Origin of the sequence: Paenarthrobacter sp. C1, assembly GCF_049315185.1 — a bacterium.
GTDB classification, from domain to species: domain Bacteria; phylum Actinomycetota; class Actinomycetes; order Actinomycetales; family Micrococcaceae; genus Arthrobacter; species Arthrobacter nicotinovorans.
Window position 1 is genome coordinate 1,546,857 of sequence record NZ_CP186052.1, and the last position, 24,646, is coordinate 1,571,502.

21 protein-coding genes, 2 pseudogenes and 1 riboswitch are annotated in these 24,646 nt (G+C 64.3%); of the genes and pseudogenes, 14 read left to right on the plus strand and 9 right to left on the minus strand.

Features of this window, described 5'->3' with window-relative positions; translation table 11 throughout:
• The first annotated feature begins 64 nt into the window (after nucleotides 1–64).
• The 4 genes from tdh to hutI all read left to right on the plus strand — a co-directional run bounded on the left by tdh (nucleotide 65) and on the right by hutI (nucleotide 5,521).
• On the plus strand, nucleotides 65–1,111 hold the full coding sequence (tdh, locus tag ACNAOU_RS07310; RefSeq protein ID WP_018777436.1) for an L-threonine 3-dehydrogenase: 1,047 nt from the start codon (nucleotides 65–67) through the stop codon (nucleotides 1,109–1,111).
• 63 nt (nucleotides 1,112–1,174) lie between these two features.
• A complete protein-coding gene (locus tag ACNAOU_RS07315) occupies nucleotides 1,175–2,368 on the plus strand; it encodes a glycine C-acetyltransferase (RefSeq protein WP_055975054.1) in 1,194 nt (397 codons plus the stop codon).
• Between the two features lie 781 nt (nucleotides 2,369–3,149).
• Nucleotides 3,150–4,247, plus strand: a complete 1,098-nt coding sequence (locus ACNAOU_RS07320) for an NAD(P)/FAD-dependent oxidoreductase (protein ID WP_422758363.1) — start codon at nucleotides 3,150–3,152, stop codon at nucleotides 4,245–4,247.
• Between the two features lie 11 nt (nucleotides 4,248–4,258).
• Nucleotides 4,259–5,521: an imidazolonepropionase gene (gene hutI, locus ACNAOU_RS07325; protein WP_422758364.1), complete on the plus strand. Its 1,263-nt coding sequence runs from the start codon at nucleotides 4,259–4,261 to the stop codon at nucleotides 5,519–5,521.
• Between the two features lie 91 nt (nucleotides 5,522–5,612).
• Here hutI and ACNAOU_RS07330 read toward each other — a convergent pair whose 3' ends face one another.
• The 3 genes and pseudogenes from ACNAOU_RS07330 to ACNAOU_RS07340 all read right to left on the minus strand — a co-directional run.
• The gene (locus tag ACNAOU_RS07330) at nucleotides 5,613–6,524 is read right to left on the minus strand and encodes an NPCBM/NEW2 domain-containing protein (protein WP_422758665.1); all 912 of its coding nucleotides are present in this window, start codon (nucleotides 6,522–6,524) and stop codon (nucleotides 5,613–5,615) included.
• Nucleotides 6,525–6,677: 153 nt separating this feature from the next.
• Nucleotides 6,678–6,884, minus strand: a pseudogene (locus tag ACNAOU_RS07335) (NEW3 domain-containing protein); the annotation flags it as partial.
• A gap of 125 nt (nucleotides 6,885–7,009) precedes the next feature.
• Nucleotides 7,010–10,003 (minus strand): annotated as a pseudogene (locus tag ACNAOU_RS07340) (endo-alpha-N-acetylgalactosaminidase family protein); the annotation flags it as partial.
• Between the two features lie 274 nt (nucleotides 10,004–10,277).
• Between ACNAOU_RS07340 and ACNAOU_RS07345 the strand changes: the two are divergent.
• The 5 genes from ACNAOU_RS07345 to ACNAOU_RS07365 are packed head-to-tail and all read left to right on the plus strand — an operon-like array spanning nucleotide 10,278 to nucleotide 14,756.
• On the plus strand, nucleotides 10,278–11,195 hold the full coding sequence (locus tag ACNAOU_RS07345) for an SIS domain-containing protein (RefSeq protein ID WP_422758365.1): 918 nt from the start codon (nucleotides 10,278–10,280) through the stop codon (nucleotides 11,193–11,195).
• A 9-nt stretch (nucleotides 11,196–11,204) separates the two neighbouring features.
• Entirely contained in the window at nucleotides 11,205–12,140 is a 936-nt protein-coding gene (locus ACNAOU_RS07350; RefSeq protein WP_018777442.1) for an ROK family protein, read from the plus strand.
• Complete coding sequence (locus ACNAOU_RS07355) at nucleotides 12,137–13,105, plus strand: 1-phosphofructokinase family hexose kinase (protein WP_189075834.1); 969 nt, start codon at nucleotides 12,137–12,139, stop codon at nucleotides 13,103–13,105. Before ACNAOU_RS07350 ends, ACNAOU_RS07355 begins: the two co-directional genes overlap by 4 nt.
• The gene (locus ACNAOU_RS07360; RefSeq protein WP_079581028.1) at nucleotides 13,087–13,941 is read left to right on the plus strand and encodes a class II fructose-bisphosphate aldolase; all 855 of its coding nucleotides are present in this window, start codon (nucleotides 13,087–13,089) and stop codon (nucleotides 13,939–13,941) included. The genes ACNAOU_RS07355 and ACNAOU_RS07360 overlap by 19 nt, the downstream gene beginning before the upstream one ends.
• Before the next feature lie 23 nt (nucleotides 13,942–13,964).
• A complete protein-coding gene (locus ACNAOU_RS07365; RefSeq protein WP_189075832.1) occupies nucleotides 13,965–14,756 on the plus strand; it encodes a DeoR/GlpR family DNA-binding transcription regulator in 792 nt (263 codons plus the stop codon).
• A 9-nt stretch (nucleotides 14,757–14,765) separates the two neighbouring features.
• On the opposite strand, the gene ACNAOU_RS07370 is transcribed toward ACNAOU_RS07365, so the two are convergent.
• Nucleotides 14,766–15,422, minus strand: a complete 657-nt coding sequence (locus tag ACNAOU_RS07370; protein WP_227453517.1) for a histidine phosphatase family protein — start codon at nucleotides 15,420–15,422, stop codon at nucleotides 14,766–14,768.
• Nucleotides 15,423–15,508: 86 nt separating this feature from the next.
• On the opposite strand from ACNAOU_RS07370, the gene ACNAOU_RS07375 reads away from it, so the two are divergent.
• On the plus strand, nucleotides 15,509–16,279 hold the full coding sequence (locus tag ACNAOU_RS07375; RefSeq protein ID WP_189075831.1) for a CPBP family intramembrane glutamic endopeptidase: 771 nt from the start codon (nucleotides 15,509–15,511) through the stop codon (nucleotides 16,277–16,279).
• Between the two features lie 141 nt (nucleotides 16,280–16,420).
• Here ACNAOU_RS07375 and ACNAOU_RS07380 read toward each other — a convergent pair whose 3' ends face one another.
• Nucleotides 16,421–17,059: a VOC family protein gene (locus ACNAOU_RS07380; protein ID WP_018777448.1), complete on the minus strand. Its 639-nt coding sequence runs from the start codon at nucleotides 17,057–17,059 to the stop codon at nucleotides 16,421–16,423.
• Nucleotides 17,060–17,274: 215 nt separating this feature from the next.
• On the opposite strand from ACNAOU_RS07380, the gene ACNAOU_RS07385 reads away from it, so the two are divergent.
• Nucleotides 17,275–18,591: a bifunctional o-acetylhomoserine/o-acetylserine sulfhydrylase gene (locus ACNAOU_RS07385; protein ID WP_422758366.1), complete on the plus strand. Its 1,317-nt coding sequence runs from the start codon at nucleotides 17,275–17,277 to the stop codon at nucleotides 18,589–18,591.
• Between the two features lie 184 nt (nucleotides 18,592–18,775).
• Nucleotides 18,776–18,893, plus strand: a riboswitch (SAM riboswitch).
• A gap of 14 nt (nucleotides 18,894–18,907) precedes the next feature.
• Entirely contained in the window at nucleotides 18,908–20,029 is a 1,122-nt protein-coding gene (metX, locus tag ACNAOU_RS07390) for a homoserine O-acetyltransferase MetX (RefSeq protein ID WP_039240446.1), read from the plus strand.
• Nucleotides 20,030–20,072: 43 nt separating this feature from the next.
• On the opposite strand, the gene ACNAOU_RS07395 is transcribed toward metX, so the two are convergent.
• The 3 genes from ACNAOU_RS07395 to ACNAOU_RS07405 are packed head-to-tail and all read right to left on the minus strand — an operon-like array spanning nucleotide 20,073 to nucleotide 22,592.
• Entirely contained in the window at nucleotides 20,073–20,522 is a 450-nt protein-coding gene (locus tag ACNAOU_RS07395; RefSeq protein ID WP_064721838.1) for a hypothetical protein, read from the minus strand.
• Between the two features lie 45 nt (nucleotides 20,523–20,567).
• A complete protein-coding gene (locus ACNAOU_RS07400; RefSeq protein ID WP_039240449.1) occupies nucleotides 20,568–21,722 on the minus strand; it encodes a winged helix DNA-binding domain-containing protein in 1,155 nt (384 codons plus the stop codon).
• Nucleotides 21,723–21,749: 27 nt separating this feature from the next.
• The gene (locus ACNAOU_RS07405; protein ID WP_189075830.1) at nucleotides 21,750–22,592 is read right to left on the minus strand and encodes an SGNH/GDSL hydrolase family protein; all 843 of its coding nucleotides are present in this window, start codon (nucleotides 22,590–22,592) and stop codon (nucleotides 21,750–21,752) included.
• A gap of 70 nt (nucleotides 22,593–22,662) precedes the next feature.
• On the opposite strand from ACNAOU_RS07405, the gene ACNAOU_RS07410 reads away from it, so the two are divergent.
• Entirely contained in the window at nucleotides 22,663–23,313 is a 651-nt protein-coding gene (locus tag ACNAOU_RS07410; protein WP_189075829.1) for an alpha/beta hydrolase, read from the plus strand.
• A gap of 11 nt (nucleotides 23,314–23,324) precedes the next feature.
• On the opposite strand, the gene ACNAOU_RS07415 is transcribed toward ACNAOU_RS07410, so the two are convergent.
• A complete protein-coding gene (locus ACNAOU_RS07415; RefSeq protein WP_018777454.1) occupies nucleotides 23,325–23,552 on the minus strand; it encodes an RNA-binding S4 domain-containing protein in 228 nt (75 codons plus the stop codon).
• A 32-nt stretch (nucleotides 23,553–23,584) separates the two neighbouring features.
• On the opposite strand from ACNAOU_RS07415, the gene ACNAOU_RS07420 reads away from it, so the two are divergent.
• A complete protein-coding gene (locus ACNAOU_RS07420; RefSeq protein ID WP_039240450.1) occupies nucleotides 23,585–24,580 on the plus strand; it encodes a DMT family transporter in 996 nt (331 codons plus the stop codon).
• Nucleotides 24,581–24,646 lie beyond the last annotated feature (66 nt).

Genomic DNA, 24,646 nt, shown 5'->3' on the forward strand with positions numbered 1-24,646 from the left:
AAATCGTTGCCGGGGCTTCAATGGACTCAGCAGCAGTGAAGCAGCCCCAGCAGTGAGGAATCCCATGAAGGCTCTCTACAAATCCGGACCCCACGCCGGTTTCGAACTCGTCGACCGTCCGGAACCTGAAGCGGGCGCAAGCGACGTCAAGATCCGCGTGATGACCACCGGAATCTGCGGCACGGACCTCCACATCCAGAGCTGGGACGCCTGGGCGCAGAGCATCATCGAAACCCCCTTGATCGCAGGCCACGAGTTCTACGGTGAAGTGGTTGAAGTCGGCGAAGACGTCCGCGACGTCAAGGTCGGCGACCGCGTCTCCGGCGAAGGGCACGTAGTATGCGGAATCTGCCGCAACTGCCGCGCCGGACGCCGCCAGATGTGCATCCACACGGTCTCCGTGGGCGTGCAGCGCGATGGCGCGTTCGCCGAATACGTCGTGATCCCGGAGACGAACGTCTGGGTCCACCATGACGAATCCGTCACCCCTGAGCTCGGCGCCATCTTCGACCCCTTCGGCAATGCCGTCCACACCGCCTTGAGCTTCCCGCTGGTCGGCGAAGACGTGCTTATCACCGGCGCCGGCCCGATCGGGCTGATGGCCATCGCTGTGGCCCGGCACGCCGGTGCACGCAAGATCGCCATCACCGACGTCTCCGCACCGCGCCTGGAACTCGCGCGGCAGATGGGCGTGGACCTCGCCGTCGACGTTTCCAAGATGCGCGTCCGCGAGGCACAGCAGGAACTGGGCATGCGCGAAGGCTTTGATATCGGTCTTGAAATGTCGGGACACCCCACGGCACTGCCTGAGATGATCGACAACATGAACCACGGCGGACGCATCGCCATGCTCGGCCTTCCCAGCCAGTCCATCGACATCGACTGGGGCAAGGTTGTCACCCACATGCTGACGCTCAAGGGAATTTACGGTCGCGAGATGTTCGAGACCTGGTACGCCATGAGCGCCATGCTCTCGTCCAACCCCGTGCTGCACCGCAGCATCTCCGCCGTCGTCACCGACAAGCTGTCCGCAGCCGACTGGGAAAAGGGCTTTGAAATCGCCCGCAACGGCACCGGCGGCAAAGTGGTCCTTGACTGGACCGAACTGTAAACCGGACCGAACCGCCACCCGGACCGAACCGCCACCCGGACCGCCAAAGACTTAGGAGCACCCATGTATTCAGCCATCAAAGACCAGCTGCAGGGCGAACTCGACGAGATCCGCACCGCCGGCCTCTTCAAGACCGAACGCCACATCGATTCCCCGCAGGCAAGCCACATCGCCGCCGGCCAGCTCGGCCAGCCGGCCAACAAGGTCCTGAACTTCTGCGCCAACAACTACCTGGGCCTGGCCGACCACCCGGACATCATCGCCGCCGCCAAGTCCGCCATGGACGAGCGTGGCTTCGGCATGGCTTCCGTTCGGTTCATCTGCGGCACCCAGGACCTCCACCTGGAACTTGAGGCACGTGTATCGAAATTCCTCGGCACGGAGGACACAATCCTGTTCTCCAGCTGCTTCGACGCCAACGGCGGTGTCTTTGAGTCCCTGTTCGGCCCCGAGGATGCCATCATCTCGGACTCGCTGAACCATGCGTCCATCATTGACGGCATCCGCCTGAGCAAGGCCAAGCGGTTCCGCTACGCCAACCAGGACATGGCGGACCTTGAAGCCAAGCTGGTCGAAGCTGAGGGCTCCCGCCGCAAGATCATCGTCACCGATGGCGTGTTCTCCATGGACGGGTACCTCGCTCCGCTGGAAGCCATCTGCGATCTCGCCGAGAAGCACGACGCCCTGGTCATGGTTGACGACTCCCACGCCGTCGGTTTCATGGGCCCCACCGGCGCCGGCACGCCGGAGCACGCCGGAGTCTCCGAGCGCGTCGACATCTACACGGGAACCTTCGGCAAGGCCCTCGGCGGGGCTTCGGGCGGATACGTTTCCGGCCGCGGCGAAATTGTCGCCATGCTGCGCCAGAAAGCCCGCCCTTACCTGTTCTCCAACTCCCTCGCCCCGGCCATTGTTGCGGCCACCATCAAGGCGATCGAGCTCGTCCAGGAATCCGGAGAATTGCGCACCCGCCTCTTCGAGAACGCCGCGCTGTTCCGCCGCCGCATGAGCGAGGAAGGTTTCGAACTCCTCGACGGCGAACACGCCATCATCCCCGTCATGTTTGGCGATGCCGTGGTGGCCGCCAAGATCGCTGACGAGATGCTCAACAATGGTGTCTTCGTCACCGCCTTCAGCTTCCCCGTAGTGCCGAAGGGCGTGGCACGGATCCGGGTGCAGCTTTCGGCCGCGCACAGTGCTGACGACGTCGAAGCGTGCGTCCAAGCGTTCGTCAAGAGCCGCGCCGCCGTCGCCTAACAGCGCTCGCTCACGTCCCGCGTGCTTGATTCCGACGCTTCTTCACGTCCCGCGTGCTTGATCCCGACGCTTCTTCACGTCCCGCGTGCTTGATCCCGACGCTTCCTCACGTCCCGCGTGCTTGATCCCGACGCTCACTCAATTCCTTCTAACAAGTGAGTGAGCGTTGGGGTTTAAAGGGCTGTTTCGTGAGTAAACGTTGGTAGTTGGTGCTGCCCGGACAGGCGACGTCGACGGCGGTGCGTGCGTTCGGGTCGTCGTCAACCGTCGCGCCGCGGTCACCCCTCCGAACGCTTCCTCACATCCCTACGGTTTCCTGCCGTCGCTTCCTCACGTCCCGCGTGCTTGGTTCCGACGCGTCCTCACGTCCCGCGTGCTTGGTTCCGACGCGTCCTCACGTCCCGCGTGCTTGCCCGCGACGCTCGCTCACTTCCTTCTAACAAGTGAGTAAGCGTTGGGGTTTAAGGGGCTGTTATGTGAGTGAGCGTTGGGGTTTAAAGGCCTGTTTCGTGAGTGAGCGTTGGTAGTTGGTGCTGCCCGGACAGGCGACGTCGACGGCGTTGCGTGCGTTCGGGTCGTCGTCAACAGTCGCGCCGCGGTCAGCCCTCCAAACGCTTCCTCACCTCCCGCGTGCTCAATTCCGTCGCTTCCTCACATCCCTCGGGTTTAAAGGCGTCCCTCCATCGCTTTTCCCAAGAAAGTGAGCGAGCGATCCCGGGAAGCCCGTGGGATGTGAGCGAGGATCGCTGGCGGTTCGGCGGGCTTCTGACAGGATGGATCCATGGCTTCGAATTATGACGTGGTAATCGTTGGCGGCGGTATCGCCGGGCTGTCCTTGGCGGCGGCATTGGCGGGCAAATGCACAGTAGCTCTGGTGGAAGCTGAGCAATCGCTGGCCTTCCACACTTCTTCACGCTCGGCCCGTCAACTGATCCCCAGCTACGGGCCGCCGGTGGTGCAGGAGCTGACTCTCCGGACCTTGGAATTGCTGGCCGCCCGCGACACCCGGGCAACGGAGCCGATCCTCACTCCGCGAGGCTTCATGCTGGTGGGGGATGAGGAGACGGTGAGTGCCGAGGCCAGTGGCAACATGCACCGGATCACCCACGCTGAGGCAATGGACCTGTGCCCTGTCCTCGCCCCGGATTCCTTCACTGCCGCAGGACTCGACAACGGCTCGTTCGGATGTAATGCTCCACTGCTGCTCGACGAACACCGGCGCACCGCACAGGCCGCAGGCGTGGACATCATCACCGGTGCCAAGGTCCATTCGGCCCAGCGCTTGGGGAGTGGCTGGCAGGTGGGCGCCGGCACCGAAGGGTTCCAGTCCGGCGTCGTGGTGAATGCGGCCGGTGCCTGGGCAGATGAGCTGGCAGTCATCAGCGGCGTGGAGAAGCTGGGGCTTCAGCCGTTCCGGCGGACCGCCGCAATCGTGAACGTCCGGAATCCGCTGACGCTTGAAACGCCCATGGTGTGCGCGGCGGATGATTCCTTCTACTTCCGGCCTGAAGGCAAGCAAGTGCTGATCTCGCCGTCAGAGCACGTTCCCAGCGGTCCGGAAGACGCGAAACCACAGCCCGGGGACGTTGAAAGCCTCATCTCCAGGCTCAACAGCGTGACAACGTTGGGCATCCAGTCCGTGGATCGCGCTTGGACCGGCCTGCGGACCGAGGCCGCCGACGGCATCCCGGTGGTGGGATTCGACGCCGAAGCACCCGGCTTCTTCTGGCTGGCCGGACAGGGCGGCTACGGTTTCCAGACGTCCTCTGCCATCGCTGAACTGGCTGCGGCCCTCATCCTTGGCACCGTCGAGGCGGAGAGTCCGGAATCCCGGACAGCGGAGCAACTCGCGGCCACCCGTTGGTCCATCCGGCGCTGAACAATAGGCATATGAGCGGAACCACACCAGCCAGCACACTCATTACCAACATCGGCGAGCTGATGACCCAGGACCTGGAGCACCGGGTCCTCACGGATGCGGCCATCGTCTTTGAAGGCGAACGGATTTCCTGGATCGGGTCCCGCCAGGACGCTCCGGCCGCCGATGAAAAAGTCGACGCCGAAGGCCGCGCCGTCCTGCCTGGCTGGGTCGATTCGCATTCCCATCTTGTCTTCGCGGGGGACCGCACCGCCGAGTTCGAGGCCCGCATGGCCGGGCAGAGCTACAGCGCGGGCGGCATCGCCGTGACCACGGGAGCTACGCGCAGCGTCAGCGACGACGAACTCAGCCGCCTCGTGCGGGACCGGGTCAAAGAGGCGGTCTCCCAGGGGACCACCTACTTGGAGAGCAAGACGGGCTACGGGCTGGACGTGGACAACGAAGCCCGCAGCGCCAGGATCGCCGCGGCCGAGGTCGACGAGGTCACGTACCTCGGCGCGCACCTGGTCCCCGCCGGTTCGGACCCTGAGGAGTACACGGACCTGGTCTGCGGCGCCATGCTCGACGCCGTCCTCCCGCACGTCCGCTGGGCAGACGTCTTCTGCGAGCGCGGCGCTTTCACCGAAGACCAGTCCCGTCGCGTCCTGACGGCGGCCCGCAACGCAGGTCTCGGCCTGCGGGTCCACGGCAACCAGCTCGGCGAGGGGCCGGGTGTGGCGCTGGCCGTGGAGTTCGCGGCCGCGAGTGTGGACCACGTGAACTACCTTTCGGACAAGGACATCGCCGCCCTCGCGGAAGCCTGGACCGGCTGGGACGCCGCTACAGGCCAGGGAGCACGGGGCACGGTTGCCACCTGCCTTCCGGCTTGCGATCTCTCCACCCGCCAGCCTTTGGCGCCTGGGCGTGAATTGATCGACGCCGGCGTGCAGATCGCGCTGGCGGCCAACTGCAACCCTGGAACGTCGTACACCACGTCCATGGCTTTCTGCGTCACCACAGCGGTTCTCCAGATGCACTTGAGCGTCCACGAGGCCGTCCGCGCGGCGACGTACGGCGGCGCCTTGGCGTTGGGCCGGGAGTCCGGGAACGACGTCGACGGCGAACGGGCGGTGGGTTCGCTCGCCGTCGGCCACCGGGCTGACCTGCACATGCTGAAGGCACCGTCGGCGACCCATCTGGCGTACCGTCCGGGAGTCCCGTTGACGCACTCGGTGTGGCGGGCGGGCGTGCGCGCGTTCCAGGACAACAGTAAAGGCGCCACAGCAAAGAGATGACGGCAAAGGGATAACAGTAAAGAAGGGCGGTGTTCCGGTAGGAACACCGCCCTTCTTTACTGGTGCGTGGAAAGACTGCTGCGCGAAGGGACTATGCGCAGCTGAACTTCGCGTCCGCCCAATCACCCCAGTCGTCGCCGGCGTCGTCACCGTTCCTGTCGGCGATCAGTTCGACGTTCTGGACTCCCGTGATGTCCACGTTGAGGGGAAGTGCTGCAGAGTCGGCGCTGAGAACGGGAGTCCGCAGCAGTTCACGTCCGTCGCCCTTCACGATGAAGACCACCGAGCCGTGCAGGCCCTTGTTCAGCTTCGCGTCGTCCACTCCCGCCACGGCGGTGAAGGCGGTGCACTTCGCTTCGGTGGCGATGCTGATCTTCGAGTCGGCGTGGACGCCGATTCCCTTGGGGTAGACGACGCCGTCAAGCCGCAATGCGGGTCCGTCACCGGCGTTCTGCTCACCGTTGGCCCGGTCCCTTTCCGCTGGACCCCAACCGTTGATGCTGCCGATCCAGGGCAGGTCGGAGGCGAACACGGTGCCTTGCAGGACGGGTGCGGGCGGTTCCTGGGACGTGGAGGAGCACGTGAACTTGGCGTCGGCCCAGTCCGCGTGGTCATTTCCGTTGGAGTCGCCGGCGTCGTCAGCTACGAGTTCCACGTACTGGGCGCCGGTGACGTCAACGGTGAGCGGCAGGGGAGCGCTGGTGGCTCCCAGGACGGGGGTTGTGACCTTGGTTGTCCCGTCAGTCACCACGGAGAACTTCACGCTGCCCCGCGTCGGCTGGGCGTCATCAATGCCTACTGTTGCGGTAAAGGCGGTGCAGTAGCCGCCAAGGTAGTAGCGGATGTTGCCGTTTGCGTGTGCGCCGAGACCCTTCGCGTAGACGGTGCCGTTCAGCGTCAGCGGGGTGCCGTCGCCGGCCCCGGTTCCGCCGTTGGACTGGTCCTTTTCAACTGGGCCCCAGCCGTTGGTGGCGCTGACCCATGGGTGGTCGCTGGCGAACACTGTGGCCTGCGGCGGTTTGGGCAGTGTCCGGACAGTGGTGGTGGTGCTGATGGTCCGGCCGCCTGCCGGGTTGTTGCCCGATGCTGCGGCGGTGTAACCGGCCTTGGCCGTGATGGGGTAGTCGCCGTCCGCGGACGCGGGTGCCGTGATCTTCCAGGTGGTGGTGAGGGTGCCACCGGCGGGCAGGGTTGCTGCCGTGGCCGGCGTGGACGGTGTCGCGGTCCATCCCTCGGGAAGCTCAAGCGCAACGGCGAGGTCGCTGATGGCGCCGGTTCGTCGGAGATAAACGTGGTGACGAAGTCCTGTGCCTTGCCCTGCTGGACCACGTCGCCTTGAAGCCCGGCGGTGAGTTGCGCACACGCCGGAACGGCTTCCGAGGCACCGAGGTCCTCCACCAGGAAGTTGTCCAGCGTGAAGTCCGATCCGTTGGCGCTGCCCGTACGCTGCAAGCCCACGAAGTAGTCACCGCAGAAGCCGGTGTCGAGGATCTGCTCGAACCGCGTGGTGGTGGTTTTCGCGTTGATGGCCTGGCTGCCCGTCACTGCGGGGCCCGCCTGCGAGTCGTAGCCGGAAACCCAGGCGTATTGCCCGGCCTTGGAGTTCTGGTAGTCGAAGGACACCTTGTACTTGCGGCCGGCCTGGAAGGGAACGCGCGCGTCGGTGGTGCGGTACACCATGCCCGGTCCGCCGTCAGGGGCGGTGTTTTCGTCGTGCGCGATCAGGGACCACGTGCCGTCCAGGACTTCGTCGATCACATTGGTGTCCCAGCCCTTCTGGGTGAAGGGCTCGTTGCGCTCGGTGATGTGAGTCCGGGGGTCCGTTGAGCCGCCGGCGTTGCCCTTCACGAAGGGTCCCCAGCCTTGGTCCACGTTCTCGAAGTCTTCGCTGAGCACGCCGGTGGTGGCCACCCGGGCGGTCTTGACCGCCCGGAAGTCGTCGACGCGGACTGTGGCGTCGCCGTCGGCGGCTTTGACGGAAACAGTGGCCTTCGTGTTGTTCCGCGGCACGTCCACCAGTACCCGCACGCGCTGGAACGAGGTCCCGTGCTTCTCGTCGCCGGCCACGTAGTTTTCTGCGTTGGATGAATCGATGGTGGTGCTTTCGGTCTTGCCGTTGATCTCGACGGAGAGGGTGGTGGGCCGGACCTTGCCGGGCTGGATTTCAACCCAGGCGCTGACTGATTGGGTTCCGGCGTCCAGCTTGACGTCCTGGCTGATCGACGACGGCGTTGCCCCCATTTCGGCGAAGCGGCGGCCCTTGTCGTCGCGCACCTGGGTGACGTTGCCCGTGGGGTTCCAGGGGGAGAGGTCGGTGCCGTTGAAACCGGGATCGTTGAAGGCTGTGCCTTCGCCGAAGTCCGCCTTCTTGGGGAGCGCGTTGTTCTTGGTCGTGAGGACGTAGGGCTGCTTCGGGTCCGCGGTGACGGTGACCTGGCCGTTGATTACCGGTACATCAGCGACCTTCACGCGTCCGTTGTCGGTCAGTTTGAACATTTCCAGCGATGTTGACTTGGCGAATTCCTCGGTGAGCGTCCAGGTGCTGGCGCCACCGGCGGGGTTGTAGTGGTAGAGCTTGTCGGCCTTGCCGTTTTCCTTGGAGGACCACGGCAGCAGGTAGCTTCCGCCTTGCAGCACGGAGGTTCCGGCGACGGTGATGTTGCGTTCTTCCGCGGTGTTTCCGGTGACGGCCACGGCATCGGCGAGGTCGATCCGGTCTGGTGTCCATTTGGTGATCTGGTGGTGCTGCAGGAACTTCGCCGGGAGGTTGGCTGTCCAGACGTTCTCACTGAAGGCGTTGAAGTCGTTCTGCCCGGTCCAGCCTTCGAACTCCACGATGTGGCTCACGCCGAGCTTGGGGTCCGGGTTCCACACGTCTGATTGGGTGTTGTTGATGAAGCGCAGGATCTGCGAGTTGACGCCTTTGTTGGTGGAGCCACCGTACTTCTCATCGTTGGCCCAGTGGGACCACGTGTTGTTGCGGGACAGATGGTCGGCCCACTCCGAGCCGACACGGAAGCCGTTCTTGACCAGTTCCTGCTGCAGCTTCTCGGCAAGCCAGCCGAACTCGTAGTAGACGTCCACGTACACGAAGTCCAGGTTTTTGTCCGTGGCTTCGCGGAGTTCTTTGATGCGCTGGGCGAGCTTGCCGGAGTTGATGTCCTGGCGCTGGTTGATGTAGTAGGACTGGTCCAGCCAGTTCCAGCCGAGTCCCTTGTCGGCGCGCAACAGGTCTTCGCTGAAGGACTTCGCTTCGGGGTAGATCTCTGTGGCGTTGATGTGGACGCCGAAGCTGGCGTTCCAGTCTTTGCCCTCCTTCACCAAAGTGTTGAGGTCCTCCAGGCCGCCTGCACGGGTGTTGAAGTTGTTTCCGTAGTCGGTGTTGGCCGAGTCGTGGCCTTCGCTGGTGTAGCCCTTGAGCATGGCCACCTGGCCCAGTCCGTCCGTTGCCAGGGAGATGCGTTTGACATCGTCCAGAGTGCGGAGGAACGGGTGGGTTGCTTGTGAGGCGAAGTTGAAGGGGATGTGGGTGACCACGTTGTCGGGGGTCTGTTCGCCCTTGTTGGCGGACACCTGGATGGATCTCATGGCGATGGCCGCATCCTGCCAATCCACGCCGCCATCGGCATTCGCATCGGTGGTGATGGCAACCCGGGTCCAGGGAAGTTCCTCCGTGGTGGTGGAACCATCGGCACGGTACAGCCACTGGCCGCTGGCGATGCCCATGGCCACCCCGCCGGCGCCGTCGCTGACGGCCTGGCGCCAGAAGCGTCCCTTGTCTTTCGCTCCCGGGCCGGAGGAAGTGTCGTAGAGGGCGTTTGATTCGACGGCGGCACCCAGCGCGGCGGTGTTGGCCAGCGCGTACGCGGAGCTTTTGGGTGCAGTATCCAGGGGCGTAGCTGCAGTAACGGGCGTGAATTCGTCTCCGCTGACGCTTCGGTCGACGGACAGATTGGCTGTGGAGACCTGGGCCCCGGCCTGGGTGGAACCTACAGTGACCAGGTTTAGCCGGGGGAGTTGAAGGGTCTTCACGAGGTGGTCCGCGGAGTCCTTGATTTCCGTGACGTTGAAGGACACCACATTCTTCTTGACGGAGAGCCGCGCCTTGATCACGGTGTTGCCGAAATCGGGCACGGTGAGGACGTAATCCCGGGCATCCTTTCCGGAGGCCGTGGACGTTCCGCTGACATTGAACTCCACTCCGTTGAGGGTGATGGTGTTCAACCGGGCCGGGGTGCCGTCGAGGCGGGCCTTGGTGGCGGTGTCGGTGTAGCCGAGGACTTGGGGGAAGGTGGTGGCGATGTCCACGGCGAGGCTGCCGGAGGTGATGGTGGCGGCTTCAGCGGCGCTGACGAGCTCGGCAGGCAGGACCAGGGGGCTTGCGGTGGCGGGCTGGATTGCCATCAAGCCCAGCGAGGATGAGGCGACGACACAGGCCAAACTCAACGAGGCGAGGCGTCTGGGGGATGATAAGCGGGGCATGATGCTCCTTATTGATTATTCCGAGTGAGTAATAATCACTTTCTTGCGGACTCATCCAAGCCTGCTGCACGAACAAGAACATGACAAGAGTTAACAGGTAGTTAACTTAAAAGCACACGCAAGAACATGATTGCGACGTGGGCGGGACCTCTTCCGTCATGAGCGGCAAATGAGCAGTCTTCTCCAGTAGATGATCCTTGTGAGATCGAAAATGATCGTTTAGTGTTTCTATAGATCAAAAAACGTCATTACTTGAGCGGGAGCGAAACACACGATGAGCGAGAACATACTGGGTGCCTTCATGGAGGAAGAGCTGGTTTCCCAGCCTGTCGTATGGCAGCGCGCCGTTGAGCAGGCCCGCAGTGAAGACCTGCTTCCCGCAGATGGAAAACGCATCGCCGTCATTGGCTGCGGCACGTCATGGTTCATGGCCCAAAGCTACGCAGCTGCCCGCGAATCCGCAGGCAAAGGGGTCACGGACGCCTTTGCGGCCTCCGAGGCTTTCCTTAACAGCAACAGTGCGGACCGTCAGTACGACGCCGTCGTGGCCATCACGCGCTCCGGCACCACCACCGAAGTGCTGGAGATCCTCGCCGCGCTGAAGGGCATCGTCCCCACCGTCGCGATCATCGGAGACACCACCTCGCCCATCATCGAACTGGCCGACACCGTGATCGGCCTCCAGTATGCCGACGAGCGCTCCGTGGTGCAGACCCGTTTCGCCACCACCGCGCTGGTGTACATGCTGACCAGCCTCGACATCGACGTGCAGCCGGCCATCGCCGATGCACGCGACGCCGTCTCCGCTCCGGTCCCGCAGGAGCTCCTGGACGCCGAGCAATTCACTTTCCTCGGCACGGGATGGACGGTAGGACTGGCCCACGAGGCCGGCCTCAAGATGCGCGAAGCCGTCCAAGGCTGGACCGAGTCCTACCCGGCCATGGAATACCGCCACGGTCCGATCTCCATCGCCGCTCCCGGCCGGGTTACCTGGTTGTTCGGCACCCAGCCCGAAGGACTGGACCAGGACATGGCCGCCACCGGCGCCCTCTACCTCCACACGGACAAGCACCCCCTGGCCGAGCTCGCCCGGGTCCATAAGGTCACCCTCGAGCGTGCACGGGTCCGTGGCTTGAACCCGGACCTGCCGCGCAACCTGACCCGCTCGGTCATTCTCGACGCCTCCGCCTAGGTACACGTCATGGTTCTCGGAGCCGCAGAATCACCGGTGCTGTCCTTCGATGTTGGCGGGACCGACATCAAAGCCGGTTTGGTGGATGCCAAGGGCGTGGTGCTGGGTATGCGCCGCGTCCCCACGCCACTGGACCCGGCACGTCCTGGCGAAGCCGTCGTTGAGCGGCTGGCAGAGCTCGCCGCCGAGCTGGCTGCCGAGTTCCCGGGCACCCCTGCCAAAGCCGCCGGAATCATCGTCCCCGGCATTGTCGACTCGGTGGCAGGGGTGGGCGTTTACTCGGCCAACCTCGGATGGCGGAACTTTCCCTTCACGGCCGAAGCCGAAAGGCGTCTCGGGATTCCGGTGGCCTTCGACCACGACGTCCGCTCCGCCGCTGCCGTTGAGCACGCGCTTGGAGGCTCCAGGGAGTTCAGCGACGTTGTCGTCATGGTGGTGGGCACCGGCATCGCGGCCGCAGTCTTCTCCGGAGGCAAAGCCGTGACTGCCGGGGGTTTCGCCGGAGAACTCGGCCACGCGCAGGTTCCGGATCCCGACGCCGGTCCCGGCGGCACCGCAGCCACCATCCTGGAAGCCGTCGGTTCAGCCGGGGCCATCGCAAAGCGCTACCACCTGAAATCTGGAAACAAGGTCAACGGCGCCCGCAGCGTGCTGCTCAGGGCAAAGTCCGGCGACGCCCTGGCGGAACGCGTATGGGCAGAGGCGATGGACGCGCTCGCCTTCACCATCTGCCAATGCGTCAACATCATCGGCACCGAAGCGGTGGTGATCGGTGGAGGCCTCGCCGAGGCCGGTGAGGACCTCCTGCAGCCCCTGCGCGCCCGGGTTGACCAGACCCTGGATTTCCAACGCCGCCCCCATCTGATCCGTGCCCAGCTGGGTCAGGACGCAGGCCTGCTCGGTGCCGCCCACAACGCACGCAAGCTGCTGGGAGCCGGACAATGAAGCGAGCCAACGTGAACCGCATCATCACAGTCACGCCGAACCCTGCCATCGACATGACGTATACCGTCCACGGCATCACTGAAGGCGCCAGCCACCGCGTTCCCACTCCCATCAGCCGTGCCGGGGGCAAAGGCATCAACGTTGCCCGTGTGACGCACCAACTCGGATACCCGGTGCTGGCCATAGCGCCCACAGGCGGTGCCGCGGGCCAGACCCTGGCGGCCGAGCTCTGGACCAGCGGAGTGCCGCACATCCTGGTAGGGGTCGCCGCCGAGACGCGCCGCAGCATTGCCCTGGTGGATACCGTGGGCGGCGAAACGTCCATCTTCAACGAGGAAGGCCAGGCGCTGCTTCCCGATGAGTGGCGCTCGTTGCGGACCGCCGTCGCTGAAGCCGTCACCGGAAACCCCAACCTCCCCGCCTCCGTGCTGGTCGGTTCCGGCAGCCTGCCTCCCGGCGCTCCCGCTGACTTCTACCCGGAGCTGGTCCGTCTGGCTCACGACGCCGGCATTCCCGCCATCATCGATACCTCCGGTCCCGGGATCATCGCCGCAGCCAAGGCCGGCGCGGACATCCTCAAACCGAACCACCATGAACTCGCCGAAGCCACGGGGGAGTCCAGCCTCCAGGCAGCGGCCCTCTCTTTGATCGACATGGGCGCCCGCACTGTGCTGGTGAGCGCCGGAGCGGACGGCATGCTCGCCTTCGACCACGCCGCCCCCGGCGGTTATTGGAGTGCGCGCTTGCCTGAGTCGCTCAGCGGCAACCCCACAGGGGCGGGCGACGCCGGTGTGGCGGCTGCCGCCGTCGCGCTCGCCGAAGGCATCACCGAGCCGCGCGAGATTCTTCGCCGTGCCACCGCCTGGTCCGCAGCAGCCGTGCTCATGCCGGCAGCAGGCGAGATCTCGCCGCGGTACCAGGAACTGCAGGACCAACTGATCGTGACATGGAAGGAGACCCGGTGACCCTGGTCAACACGCGGGAACTGATGGACAAGGCAGCTGCCGCCGGCACCGGCCAAGGCGCGTTCAATGTCATCCACATTGAAACTGCGGAGGGCCTGGTGGGAGGTGCCGAGGCCGCCGGCGTTCCGCTGATTCTCCAAATCTCCGAGAACTGCGCCAAGTACCACGGCGGCCTGGAACCCATCGCGTCCGCAGCGCTTGCGATCGCGCGTTCGGCCTCCGTGCCGGTGGCCCTCCACCTCGACCACGCCGAGTCCGAAGACCTGGCGCTCGCCGCCGTCGACCTCGGGTTCGGTTCCGTGATGTACGACGGCGCCCACTTGCCTTATGAGTGGAACGTTGAGGTCACGCGCCGCGTCGCCAAATACGCGCACGAGCGCGGTGTGTACGTTGAGGCCGAGCTCGGAAAAGTTGGAGGCAAGGACGGAGCCCACGCACCGGGTGTCAGGACCGACCCGTCCGAGGCCCGGGATTTCGTTGAGGCCACGGAAGTGGACGCACTCGCTGTGGCCGTCGGTTCGTCCCACGCCATGACGGAGCGCAGCGCAGCGCTGGACCTGCACCTGATCACCCGCCTGAAGTCCGCCGTTGGAAAACCACTGGTTCTTCATGGCTCATCCGGTGTCACAGATGAGATGCTCGTATCCGCTATCGGCGCTGGTATGACTAAGATCAACGTATCCACACATTTGAACGGGTTCTTCACCCGCGCCGTCCGTGAGTACCTCGCTGCCAACCCCGCAGTGGTGGATTCCCGGAAGTACATCAAGGCCGGCCGGGAGGCCCTGGTGCTGGAGTCGGCACGTATGCTGACGCTGTTCGCCAAAGCGAAATAGCCGGAAACCGCGAAAGGCTTGTCATGACCCGCACCGATCGGCTGACCGCCATCCTCGATCTCCTGGCCGAATCCGGCCACGTGGAAGTCGAGGACATCGTGACGCGTCTAGGCGTGTCACCTGCCACGGCCCGCAGGGATCTGGACAGCCTCGCCAAGCAGCGGCTGCTGAGCCGCACCAGGGGAGGCGCCACGACGGGATCGGTGGCATACGACCTTCCCGGACGATACAACCGTGACGACCACGCCGAGGCCAAGCAGGAAATTGCGCTCGCGGCCTCCGCGCTGATCCGTCCCGGAGCGGTCATAGGGCTGAGCGGCGGAACCACCAACACCGCCCTGGCCCAGGTCCTGTCCACCCGCGAAGACCTCAACGCACCGTCGAACAGGCCCACGCTTACCGTGGTGACCAATGCAATCAACATCGCCTCCCAACTGGCGGTGCGCCCCAACATCAAGATCATGGTCACCGGCGGCATCCTGAACCCGCGGTCCTATGAGCTGGTGGGACCGTACACGGACGTGATCATGCAAAAGGTCGCCTTGGACATCGCCTTCATTGGCGTCAACGGCGTGGACCCGGACCTCGGCCCCACCATCACTGACGAGGGCGAAGCCATGGTGAACACCGTGATGGCACGCCGAGCCACGGAATCCTACGTGGTAGCCGATTCCTCAAAGGTGCGCCGACGCTCTTTTGCCGCCATGGCCGGCTACGACTTCAGGCACCTCATCACCGATTCCGGGATCAGCCCCGACGACAAAGCGGCGTTCGAAGCCAACGGCACGGAAGTCATCGTCGCACCGGCAGGCTGACGGGGACCCCTAGAACCGCATCCGCGGGGCGTGGAGCACCGAATCGTCCACATCCCTGGGCACCCACTGGCTGAACGGCAGATCCAGGCTGTACTGGTCGTCGTCGTTCTTGACCAGCGTGCGCAGCTCAGCGTTGCCCGGATTGTTGAGCGACTCAAAGTACTCCACCGTCCAGTGGAACCAGCGCATGCAGAACAGCCGCATCGTCAGCCCGTGCGTCACCAACAGGGTGTTCGGTGCGTACGTGGGCTTCTGCCAGTGCCGGTAAAGCGTCTCCATGAAGGACGACACCCGGTCGTAGACGTCCGAGCCTGATTCGCCTTCGCGGAAGCGGTAGAAGAAGTGGCCGTAGAGGTTCCTGAGTTCCTTCTGGTCCTCAATGTCCCCGGCGATCTGGAAATTGGCCCAGTCCTGCTCACGGAGCCGCGGCTCCTCGATGACACGCTCAATCAGGGACCCCAGGTTGAGGGCTTCCAGCGTCTGGTAGGCGCGCAAATAGGGGGAAACATAGACGCAGACCTGCTGCCCGTCGAGTTTGCGCCGCAGGTCCTCGCCGGCCAACCGCGCCTCCTCGACGCCCTGGTCCGTCAGCGGAATCCGATAATCCGGCACGCGGTTGTAGATGGACGTGTCGGCGTTCGCGGCGGACTGTCCGTGCCGGATCATGAATATTCTCTCTGGGGCACCCATCCCACCAAGCATAGGGCGGCGGTTCCCGGCAAAGAGGCAGGAACTGCGGGCAAGATAGGTACATGTTCCTTGCTTCCCGTCGCCGGCTGCGCGCCGAAGTGCTCATTGTCCTGGGCTTGTCCCTGGGCCAGTCGGCTGTCTACTCCGTGGTGCAACTGCTCGACAAGATGACGCGGGCGCCGCTGGCTGATGCAACGTCCACGCTGAACAGGTCCCAGAGCACCCGCGAATATTTCGATCTCACGTACCAGCTTCTGGATATCCTGTTCGCCCTGGTGCCCGTGGCGCTGGTGTTCTACTTCCTGTCCACGCACGTCCAGGCCACCAGGGACGGTGAAGGTTCGGCGTTCGCCCGGCTCGGCTTCAACTTGGTCCGCCCCGGCAAGGATCTGCTTCAGGGCCTGGGCCTCGCGGCGCTTATCGGCATACCGTCCCTTGGCCTCTACGCGGCCGGCCGGGCGCTGGGAATCACCACTGCCATTGTGCCCAGCGGCCTGGATGCCTACTGGTGGACGGTTCCCGTGCTGATTCTCTCCGCCGTGCGACACGCCATTGTGGAAGAAGTGATTGTGGTGGGGTATCTCCTGGACCGCTTCGGCAAGTTCGGCTGGAGCGTTCCGGCGGGCATCGTCGTCAGCGCCCTCCTTCGCGGGAGTTACCACCTCTACCAGGGCTTTGGCCCGTTCATCGGCAATGTGGTGATGGGCCTGGTCTTTGGGTGGATCTACACCAAGACCAAGAGGGTGATGCCCTTGGTGATTGCCCATGCCCTGCTGGACATTGTGGCGTTCGTTGGATTCAGCCTGTTCGGCAAAGCGGTGGGCCTGGGCTGAGCAGCCGTGAAAGCCGTTGCAGCCGTTAAAAGTATCCGGCCGCCATCGGTGGGTGACGTCATTGGCACCCGCTGATGGCGGCCGAAGCATTGTTTGGACAGCGGTGTCCAGGGCCGGGACCAGCCCGGATCAGGGGAACGGTCAGATGGTGACGGCTCCGGAGGCGGTTTCGAAAGTGACGGCCATGATGCCCGGCGTGCCGCGTGGTGCTATCCACTGGACCGCGACGTCCTCGAGAGGCTTCTCCACTGGCTCGCCCAGCCATTCGGTCACGCGTTCGGCGGAGCCCGCGATCGTGAGGCTGGACATCTTCACATCGCTCTCGTACACCTTGGACGGGTGAAGTGAGGGGTCGCCCTCCCACTTGAGCAGGTACGGCACCTGGGGATCGGCGATCAAGCCGAGGATGCCGATCTGCTGCCACACCAGTTCGCGGCCGTCAGGGAACTTGCGGTTGCCCGGGACTGCTGCGCGACCGAGGCGTTCCTCAAACGGGGCGAGGTCGTCAACTGCCACGCACCAGCCCATCCAACCGCCGCCGGCGGCTGAGCGTGCACGGACAGCTTGGCCGAAGGGTGCTTTGTCGGAAGCAGGGTGGTCCAGGACCTCCACGACTTCCAGGTACTTGTTATCCGCAAGGGGAATGATCATGTTCCGGGTGCCGAAGCGCGGGTGCACTCCGCCCCGGACTGCGTCCACTCCCAGAGCCGCGGAAATTCGTTCGGTAGTGGCCAAGAGGCCATCTCGTTCACAGGCGTAAGAGACGTGATCCATGCGCATGGCTTCATCTTGGCACTTTGTGATCGGTGTCTCAGCTAAGCCAACCCTAACTAAGGTGGGATCTCGCGACGGGCGTCATGGAAGGTCGCAAAAGAGCCCATATATTCTGCTGGCGTCACAAAGCTGTCCAAGGACCCGGACACTTCCTAGACTGGCCGCAGCTTCCTTCCCGCAGCTATTCCGCCGACCACACGCGCCACGAACAGGAGAATTCCATGTGCCAAGGATGGTCTTTCGAAACCCGCCAGATCCACGCAGGCCAAGAGCCGGATGCCGCCACGGGCGCGCGTTCCCTGCCGATCTACCAGACAACGTCGTTCGTTTTCCCGAGTGCTGAAAGCGCGGCCAACCGTTTTGCCCTGGCCGAACTGGCTCCGATCTACACCCGGATAGGCAACCCCACGCAGGACGCCGTGGAACAGCGCGTCGCGAGCCTCGAAGGCGGTCTGGGTGCACTGCTGCTCAGTTCGGGCCAGGCAGCCGAGACCTTTGCCATCCTGAACATCGCCGAGGCCGGCGACCACGTCGTCGCGAGCCCCAGCCTCTACGGCGGCACGTACAACCTGCTGGCCCACACGCTGAAGAAGTTCGGCATCTCCGTGACTTTCGTCGAGGACCCGGACAACCTCGAGCAGTGGCGTGCGGCCGTCCAGTCGAACACCAAGCTGTTCTTTGGTGAAGTCGTCTCGAACCCACGCCAGGACGTGCTGGATATCGAAGGCGTCGCCGGTGTCGCGCACGAGGCAGGCGTGCCTCTCATCGTCGACAACACCCTCTCCACGCCGTTCCTCATCCGGCCCATCGAGTGGGGCGCGGACATTGTGGTCCACTCCGCAACCAAGTACCTCGGCGGACACGGTTCGGCGATCGCAGGCGTGATCGTGGACTCGGGCAACTTCGACTTCGGCAAGGACCCGGAGCGGTTCCCCGGCTTCAACACCCCGGACCCCAGTTACAACGGCTTGGTTTACGCCCGCGACCTGGGCAAGGACGGAGCGCTCGGAGCCAACCTTTCCTACATCCTGAAGGCCCGTGTCCAGCTCCTTCGCGACCTCGGCTCGGCCGTGTCGCCGTTCAACGCGTTCCTCATTGCCCAGGGCCTGGAAACCTTGAGCCTGCGGGTGGAGCGCCACGTCGCCAACGCCACCAAGGTGGCCGAGTGGCTGGAAGCGCATGACGACGTCGAATCGGTCGCCTATGCGGGCCTGCCGTCCAGCCCCTGGTACGAGCGGGGCCGCAAGTACGGACCCCAGGGCACGGGAGCCATCGTGGCCTTCAACATCAAGGGTGGCGTAGAGGCCGGCAAGCGCTTCGTGGACGGTTTGGAGCTGCACTCCCACGTCGCCAACATCGGTGACGTCCGCTCCCTGGTCATCCACCCGGCGTCGACCACGCACAGCCAGCTGACGGTCGAGCAGCAGGTAGCCGCCGGCGTCAACCCGGGCCTAGTCCGCTTGTCCGTGGGCATTGAGCACATCGATGACATCATTGCCGACCTCGAAGCCGGCTTCCGCGCGGCCAAGGGCGCCTGAACGGGCAGTCCACGCCTGCAGCTGACGCACCCGGCTGACGGACCCGGGGTGCCGTCCACATCGACGATTATTCGCCGGACGGCACCCCGGAGTGCTCTTTCGTGAATGAAGCTGCCCTTGAACGTCACACTGGTGTCACATTCTTCGCCATAACGGTGGTGTCTTTCCTAGACTCTACGTATTAGGTCATGAGTGCCAGCAGATAGCCCCGGCTTGCTGGCCGGCAACCCTCCTTCCGCGGTGGGGTGCCCCGGGTGAAGACCTGGCCTGTTCGCACGCAAGGCGACGGGCAAGCGCGAAGTTAGGTGTCAAAGGAATGACCATCACTGCTACAGCACTTCCCAAATCCGGAGAAGAAGACGGAACCGTCAAGTACGCGGGCATAGGGCCGCTGGCGCTCGAAGCCGGCGGTCACCTCCCCAACGTCGTGTTGGCGTACGAAACCTGGGGACGACTCAACGCCGACGCGTCCAATGCCGTGCTCATCCAGCATGCGCTGACGGGCAGCACCCACGTTGCCCGCGGAGCCACGGACGAGGAAGGGTGGTGGGAGCAGTTGGTGGGTCCGGGCGCCACCATCGACACCAACAGGTTCTTCGTTGTCTCCATCAATATCGTGGGCGGCTGCTATGGCAGCACCGGCCCGTCCTCCGATGCGCCGGACGGCAAGCCGTGGGGTTCCCGGTTCCCCCTGGTCACTCTTCGCGACAGCACGGTTGCTGAGGCCCGTTTGGCGGACCTCTTGGGGATTGAATCCTGGCACGCGGTCCTGGGCGGCTCGATGGGTGGGGCCAGGGCCCTCGAATGGGCTGTCACGTTCCCGGAGAGGGTCAACCGCTGCGCCGTCATTTCGGTGGGAGCCTACAGCACCGCCGAGCAGATTGCCTTTGCGCAGGCCCAAACCCTGGCCATCCGGCAGGACCCGCACTTCAACAATGGGGACTACTACGGCGGTCCGGCTCCGGAACACGGACTTGCCCTGGCCCGCCGGATTGCGCACATCACGTACCGTTCCGCCCTGGAACTGGATCTCCGCTTCGGCAGGGAAGCCCAACATCAGGAAACGCCGCTCTCCGCAGCAGTCCTGGGGGAGCGTGGTCGCTACCAGGTGGAAAGCTACCTGGACCACCAGGGGACAAAGCTTGTGCGGCGGTTCGATGCCAACAGCTATATCGCCATCACCGAAGCGTTGATGTCCCACGACATCAGGCGGGGACGGGGCACACTGCAGGAAGCACTTTCGCGTGCCACCGCCGAGTTCTTTGTTGCTGCTGTGGACACGGACAGGCTGTACTTCCCGGCCCAGTCCAAGGAACTGGCGGCAGCACTGCCGGGGAATGTTCCGGTCCACACCATCCAGGCGCCGATCGGCCACGATGGCTTCCTCACGGAAATCGGCCAATTGTCGGAGCAGCTTCGCGGGGCGTTCTTCGCCTGACCGTGAGGAGCCTGTTCGTAGAGTTGCCTGTTTGTGGACGTGCCTAGCCGTTCATGATCTCCCCGCGTTGTTTCATGTAGTCCTCCATGGCGATCTGGCCATTGGTGAACTTCGCATCCAGTTCAGCCAGCTTGCGGGCGCGGTAGCCCTGGGGCTCGGAACCGGCAGTGGGAAACGGCGCGGGAGCGGGCTGTCCGGCCCGGTAGGAATCGCTTGGGTAGGAACCGCTTGGGTAGGAGGCGTTCGACGGCGGCGCGACCTGCGGAGCCTCGTCTGCAGGGCGGATGACTGCCGGCCCTGGCGGGTAGCCCGGGTAATTCTGTTGCGGGTAGTCCTGCGGCGGGTAATTTTGTGGTGGGAAACCCTGTTGCGGATAATCCTGACCACGAAAATTCCCGTTCTGCAGGCGGCGGGCCTTGGACCGGTTGTACATGCGGATTCCCATGGGAATCAGCCACGAGCAGACGATGATCCAGAAGATCAGATTGTTCACAGTGCAGGCCTCCTAGGTCTTAACCCCAGCTTAGCCCTGTGCCCATCACAGCAGCTTGGCCTCCATGCCCAGGAAAATCCCGTAGCGTTCCGCTTCGGCTTCCAGGGCCATCTGCTCTTCCTTGGTTGTCGGCTTGTCCATCCGGACTTCGAGCCCGCACATGCCCCCTGCGAAGCTGTGCCGCCACCATCCGGCCAGCCTGCCGTCCACGAGGACTACATGCATGGGGCCGTTGTCCTCAGGCAAGTACGGTGCGGTGCCGCCCAGGTAGTGGCGGGATTGCGAGTACCCCATCACGTATTCGTCGAAGCATTGGATGAGGTCGACGCGGGGGAGCACGGAACCGGCCGCTGGACCGGCAGGAGCCTCCAGGGCTTCTACGTCAGCCGAGGCGCCGTAAAAGTCCAGGTCATCGAAGGAGACCCGGGCCAACGTTCCCGGTGATAATTCCGCGGCGACGTTGAGTCCCAACGTGACGTCTTTCATGGTCAGCCCGGACCACGCCGAACAGTCCTTCACGGTAGCCGGTCCGCGACTGCTGAAATACCGCAGGGCCATCTGCCCCAGGGCGTGTTCCCGGTCCGCTCCGCTGAGCGGCCCGGAAAAAGGAGCGGTGACGCGTTCGGAGAACAAAGCGTAGGTCTGCTTCAGGGCTCCTCCAGCCGAACGAACCGGAGCGCCGCTCACCAGAATGCCGCTGATTTCGGCGTGCATGAGGTGGTAGATGAAACCCAGCCCCTTGCCGGGAAAGCCGGCCTGGCCCAGAACATCAGCCAACTCCTCGCGGGTCTTGTGGGCACCATCCGCCACGGCTGCTGCAAGAATCCTCCCACTGTGGGCGGCAGTTTCCCCGTCCACCCCGGTCCGCTTGTACATGCCCTTGTTGCCTTGATGCAGCCGGTCAGCGGACAACGCCATCAACCAGCCCAAGTCATCCCTGTGCACAAAATGCCATGTGGGGCGCAGGATGTGCGTCCGCAGGATGGTTCCGTCGGCAACGGCCTGTTCTACTGCAGCTGCAGTGCTCGAGGGCGTCCGCTGCGCCACGGTCCAACGGGCATAGGCGAATTCCTGCGACTGGACGGCCAGGAGATTGCGCACCACATCCCCTGGAGCTGCACCCAGGGGAGGACGTAACTGTTGCCGTCGGAGACGCAACTGCCGGACCCCCGCTGTACGGGGAGAGTCATCACTCGCCATGCTGGTTCACCGGCCCATCGCTCCCGGCTAGCTCCGCGGCATCACGGTACCGGCGGCACCAAAGACCGGTCCCGGCGTCGGACGCTTTGGCGTGATGCCGTCGCCGGACGATTGGTGACGGAGCCTCCGGATAACCCAAGGTACGAAGTATTCCCGTGCCCAGACCAGGTCCGATGAGCGGGCTTCCCGCCATGTCCGGGGAGGAAGGGCCTTGGGTACCAGCGGCTCCAGGGTGTGCTGGACGTTCAATGCCTCCAGGACCATCATGGCGATGGTGTGGTGGCCCAGGGGGGAGAAATGCAGGCGGTCGGCATCCCACATCTGGGTGTCAGCGAGCTGCCGCAAGGACCACATGTCGGCAATGATGGCGTCATGGCGGGCTGCGACCGTTCGCAGGTTCTCGTTGTAGATGGCAACTTTGCCCCGGATGCGGCCAAGGACCGAGGACGCAGTATCCGGACCGTTGAAGAGGACCACCGTGGCCCCACCCGAGCCCAATTCGCCGACGGCGGCGTCGAGTTTCTCGGCCAGAAGGTCGGGATCACCGCCGGGGCGGATGAGGTCGTTTCCTCCGGCGGAAATGGAGACGAGGTCCGGTTGCAGTTCCAGGCAGGGGCCGACTTGCTCGTCGACGATCTGCTGCAGCAACCGGCCCCGGATGGCGAGGTTGGCGTAGGCGAAGTCCTCGTGTCCGCGTCCCAGCTCTTCGGCGACACGGTCCGCCCAGCCGCGGTAACCGCCGGGATTGGCAGGTTCGGGATCGCCGATGCCTTCCGTGAACGAATCACCCAACGCCACGTAACGGCTCCACGGGTGCTTTTGGGCGGGTTCGCCCGGTTTCACTAAATGATTGTTCTCACTCACGCTCATATCCTGCCCCCAGAGGGCCGACCTACGCCACCGTAGGTTGTTACTTACGGGTAACTGCAAGAATGGAGGCATGACTGAAGCCCCCGCTTTTCCAGCACCTGTTGTCCTCTGGTCCCACGAGGAAGCCGAACGCGCCGGCAAGCCCCTCCTGGTCCTGCTGCACGGCTACGGATCCAACGAGGACGATCTCTTCAGCCTGGCCGGGCTCCTCCCCGAGGGGTTCGTCGTGGCATCGCTGCGTGCACCGATGCCCATGGGCCCGGGTTTTACGTGGTTCCCGCTCACTGCGTCCATCGACTACTCCCTGGACGCCGTGAAGCTTGCCGCCGAATACGCCCTGGAATGGCTGGACACGGTAAAGGTCAACCATTCCTCGGTTACGCTTCTTGGCTTCTCCATGGGCATGGCCATGGCGACCACCATGCTCCGGTACCGTCCCGCGGACTTCGCGGCCGTCGTCGGGCTTTCAGGCTTCGTGATCGACGCCGGTGGCGACGCCGCGTTCAAGGACGACGAGCTGGACGGATCGGTGCCGATGTTCTGGGGCCGTGACCAGCAGGATCCTGTCATTACGCCGGACAAGATCGAATACACCATGGGCTGGGTCCGCAAGCATGTGGACCTTACCAAGGTCCTCTACACGGGCATGTGGCACGGCATCAACCAGCAGGAAATCGGGCACGTAGGGGAGTTCCTCACCCACAAGGTCCTCGCCCCCTAAGGGGCGTTGTTTCAGGCGGTGGTGATCCGCACTGTCTGACCGTTGACGGTCACGGTGTCACCGGCGTGGAGTTGGCGGCCGCGCCGTTCATCGATCTCGCCGTTGACCTTCACCAGGCCGTTCTTGATGAGCTCCGTGGCCTCTACGCCGTCCTCCACCAAGCTGGCGAGCTTGAGCAGTTGGCCAAGGCGGATCATGTCGTCACGGATGGGGATCTCTTCAATTTCGGGGTTGCTCATACAGCAATGATGCCTGAAGTAGTGTTGAGACGGTGCCGCAGCCTTCTCCCCGTTCAGCCCTTCCGTTGGCCGTTGGCCTGCCCATTGCAGTAGCAACGGGCCTGGTCATTCCGCTGCAGGGAAGGATCAACGGGGCGCTCGGCGCCAAACTCGACGACGGCATCGCCGCAGCTGTGGTGAGCTTCACCACAGGCCTGCTGCTGATCAGCGCGATATCCTTGGCGACGCCCAAAGGAAGAGCCGGTCTCCAACGCATCATCCCCGCCGTGCGGAACCGCAGCTTTCCCCGCTTCTACGTCATGGCCGGTGCGATCGGTGCATTGTTCGTCTTCGCGCAGTCTTTCACGGTGGCACTGCTCGGAGTCGCGCTGTTCACCGTGGCAGCCGTGACAGGGCAGACGCTGAGCGGTTTGCTCGTTGACCGCATGGGCATCGGGCCGGGTGGGCGCCGCGCCATCACAGGGGTGCGGGTCCTCGGCAGCGTCCTGACCGTCGCCGCCGTCGCTTGGGCTGTCTCGCCGCGCTTCGGCGGAGACGCCGACCTCGCCTCGCTGGTGCTGCCCGTCCTTCTTCCCTTGGCTGCAGGCTTCCTGATGAGCTTCCAGCAAGCCATGAACGGCACCGCCACGGTTCATTACGGCACGCCCGTGGCGGCGACCCTGGTCAACTTCGTTGCCGGTTCCACCATTCTCTGGATGGCGTGGCTGATCAAGCTCGCCGTCGCGGGACCGGGTAATCCGCTTCCGGCTGAGTGGTGGTACTACCTCGGTGGCCCCATGGGTTGCGTCTTTATCGGGCTGGCGGCCCTGCTGGTCCGCAGCCTGGGCGTGCTGATCACCGGCTTGGGCATGATTGCCGGGCAGTTGGTCGGGTCTCTGGTGCTCGACGTCGTGATCCCCAGTCCCGGCGCGGTGGTCGCCTTGCCCACGGTGCTGGGTACGGTCCTCACCCTCGCCGCGATCATCGTCGCCACCTTGCCCTGGCCCAAGGGAGCTTTCGCACGGAGAGGTGCGGCGAAAGGCCGGTAGGGTAGGAGTCAGTAAATTTCCCCCAAACCCCGCCGGACAACCTCGTCCGGAATCCGGGGTCAAACC

What these genes read in the sequence shown, in the direction of transcription:
- ACNAOU_RS07415 (WP_018777454.1), bottom strand. Translation starts at nt 23,552, where the DNA reads ATGAGCAACCCCGAAATTGAAGAGATCCCCATCCGTGACGACATGATC.
- ACNAOU_RS07380 (WP_018777448.1), bottom strand. Translation starts at nt 17,059, where the DNA reads ATGCGCATGGATCACGTCTCTTACGCCTGTGAACGAGATGGCCTCTTG.
- ACNAOU_RS07350 (WP_018777442.1), top strand. Translation starts at nt 11,205, where the DNA reads ATGGTTCTCGGAGCCGCAGAATCACCGGTGCTGTCCTTCGATGTTGGC.
- ACNAOU_RS07370 (WP_227453517.1), bottom strand. Translation starts at nt 15,422, where the DNA reads ATGATCCGGCACGGACAGTCCGCCGCGAACGCCGACACGTCCATCTAC.
- ACNAOU_RS07365 (WP_189075832.1), top strand. Translation starts at nt 13,965, where the DNA reads ATGACCCGCACCGATCGGCTGACCGCCATCCTCGATCTCCTGGCCGAA.
- ACNAOU_RS07360 (WP_079581028.1), top strand. Translation starts at nt 13,087, where the DNA reads ATGGAAGGAGACCCGGTGACCCTGGTCAACACGCGGGAACTGATGGAC.
- ACNAOU_RS07345 (WP_422758365.1), top strand. Translation starts at nt 10,278, where the DNA reads ATGAGCGAGAACATACTGGGTGCCTTCATGGAGGAAGAGCTGGTTTCC.
- ACNAOU_RS07405 (WP_189075830.1), bottom strand. Translation starts at nt 22,592, where the DNA reads ATGAGCGTGAGTGAGAACAATCATTTAGTGAAACCGGGCGAACCCGCC.
- hutI (WP_422758364.1), top strand. Translation starts at nt 4,259, where the DNA reads ATGAGCGGAACCACACCAGCCAGCACACTCATTACCAACATCGGCGAG.
- ACNAOU_RS07400 (WP_039240449.1), bottom strand. Translation starts at nt 21,722, where the DNA reads ATGGCGAGTGATGACTCTCCCCGTACAGCGGGGGTCCGGCAGTTGCGT.
- ACNAOU_RS07375 (WP_189075831.1), top strand. Translation starts at nt 15,509, where the DNA reads ATGTTCCTTGCTTCCCGTCGCCGGCTGCGCGCCGAAGTGCTCATTGTC.
- ACNAOU_RS07320 (WP_422758363.1), top strand. Translation starts at nt 3,150, where the DNA reads ATGGCTTCGAATTATGACGTGGTAATCGTTGGCGGCGGTATCGCCGGG.
- tdh (WP_018777436.1), top strand. Translation starts at nt 65, where the DNA reads ATGAAGGCTCTCTACAAATCCGGACCCCACGCCGGTTTCGAACTCGTC.
- metX (WP_039240446.1), top strand. Translation starts at nt 18,908, where the DNA reads ATGACCATCACTGCTACAGCACTTCCCAAATCCGGAGAAGAAGACGGA.
- ACNAOU_RS07385 (WP_422758366.1), top strand. Translation starts at nt 17,275, where the DNA reads ATGTGCCAAGGATGGTCTTTCGAAACCCGCCAGATCCACGCAGGCCAA.
- ACNAOU_RS07355 (WP_189075834.1), top strand. Translation starts at nt 12,137, where the DNA reads ATGAAGCGAGCCAACGTGAACCGCATCATCACAGTCACGCCGAACCCT.
- ACNAOU_RS07315 (WP_055975054.1), top strand. Translation starts at nt 1,175, where the DNA reads ATGTATTCAGCCATCAAAGACCAGCTGCAGGGCGAACTCGACGAGATC.
- ACNAOU_RS07410 (WP_189075829.1), top strand. Translation starts at nt 22,663, where the DNA reads ATGACTGAAGCCCCCGCTTTTCCAGCACCTGTTGTCCTCTGGTCCCAC.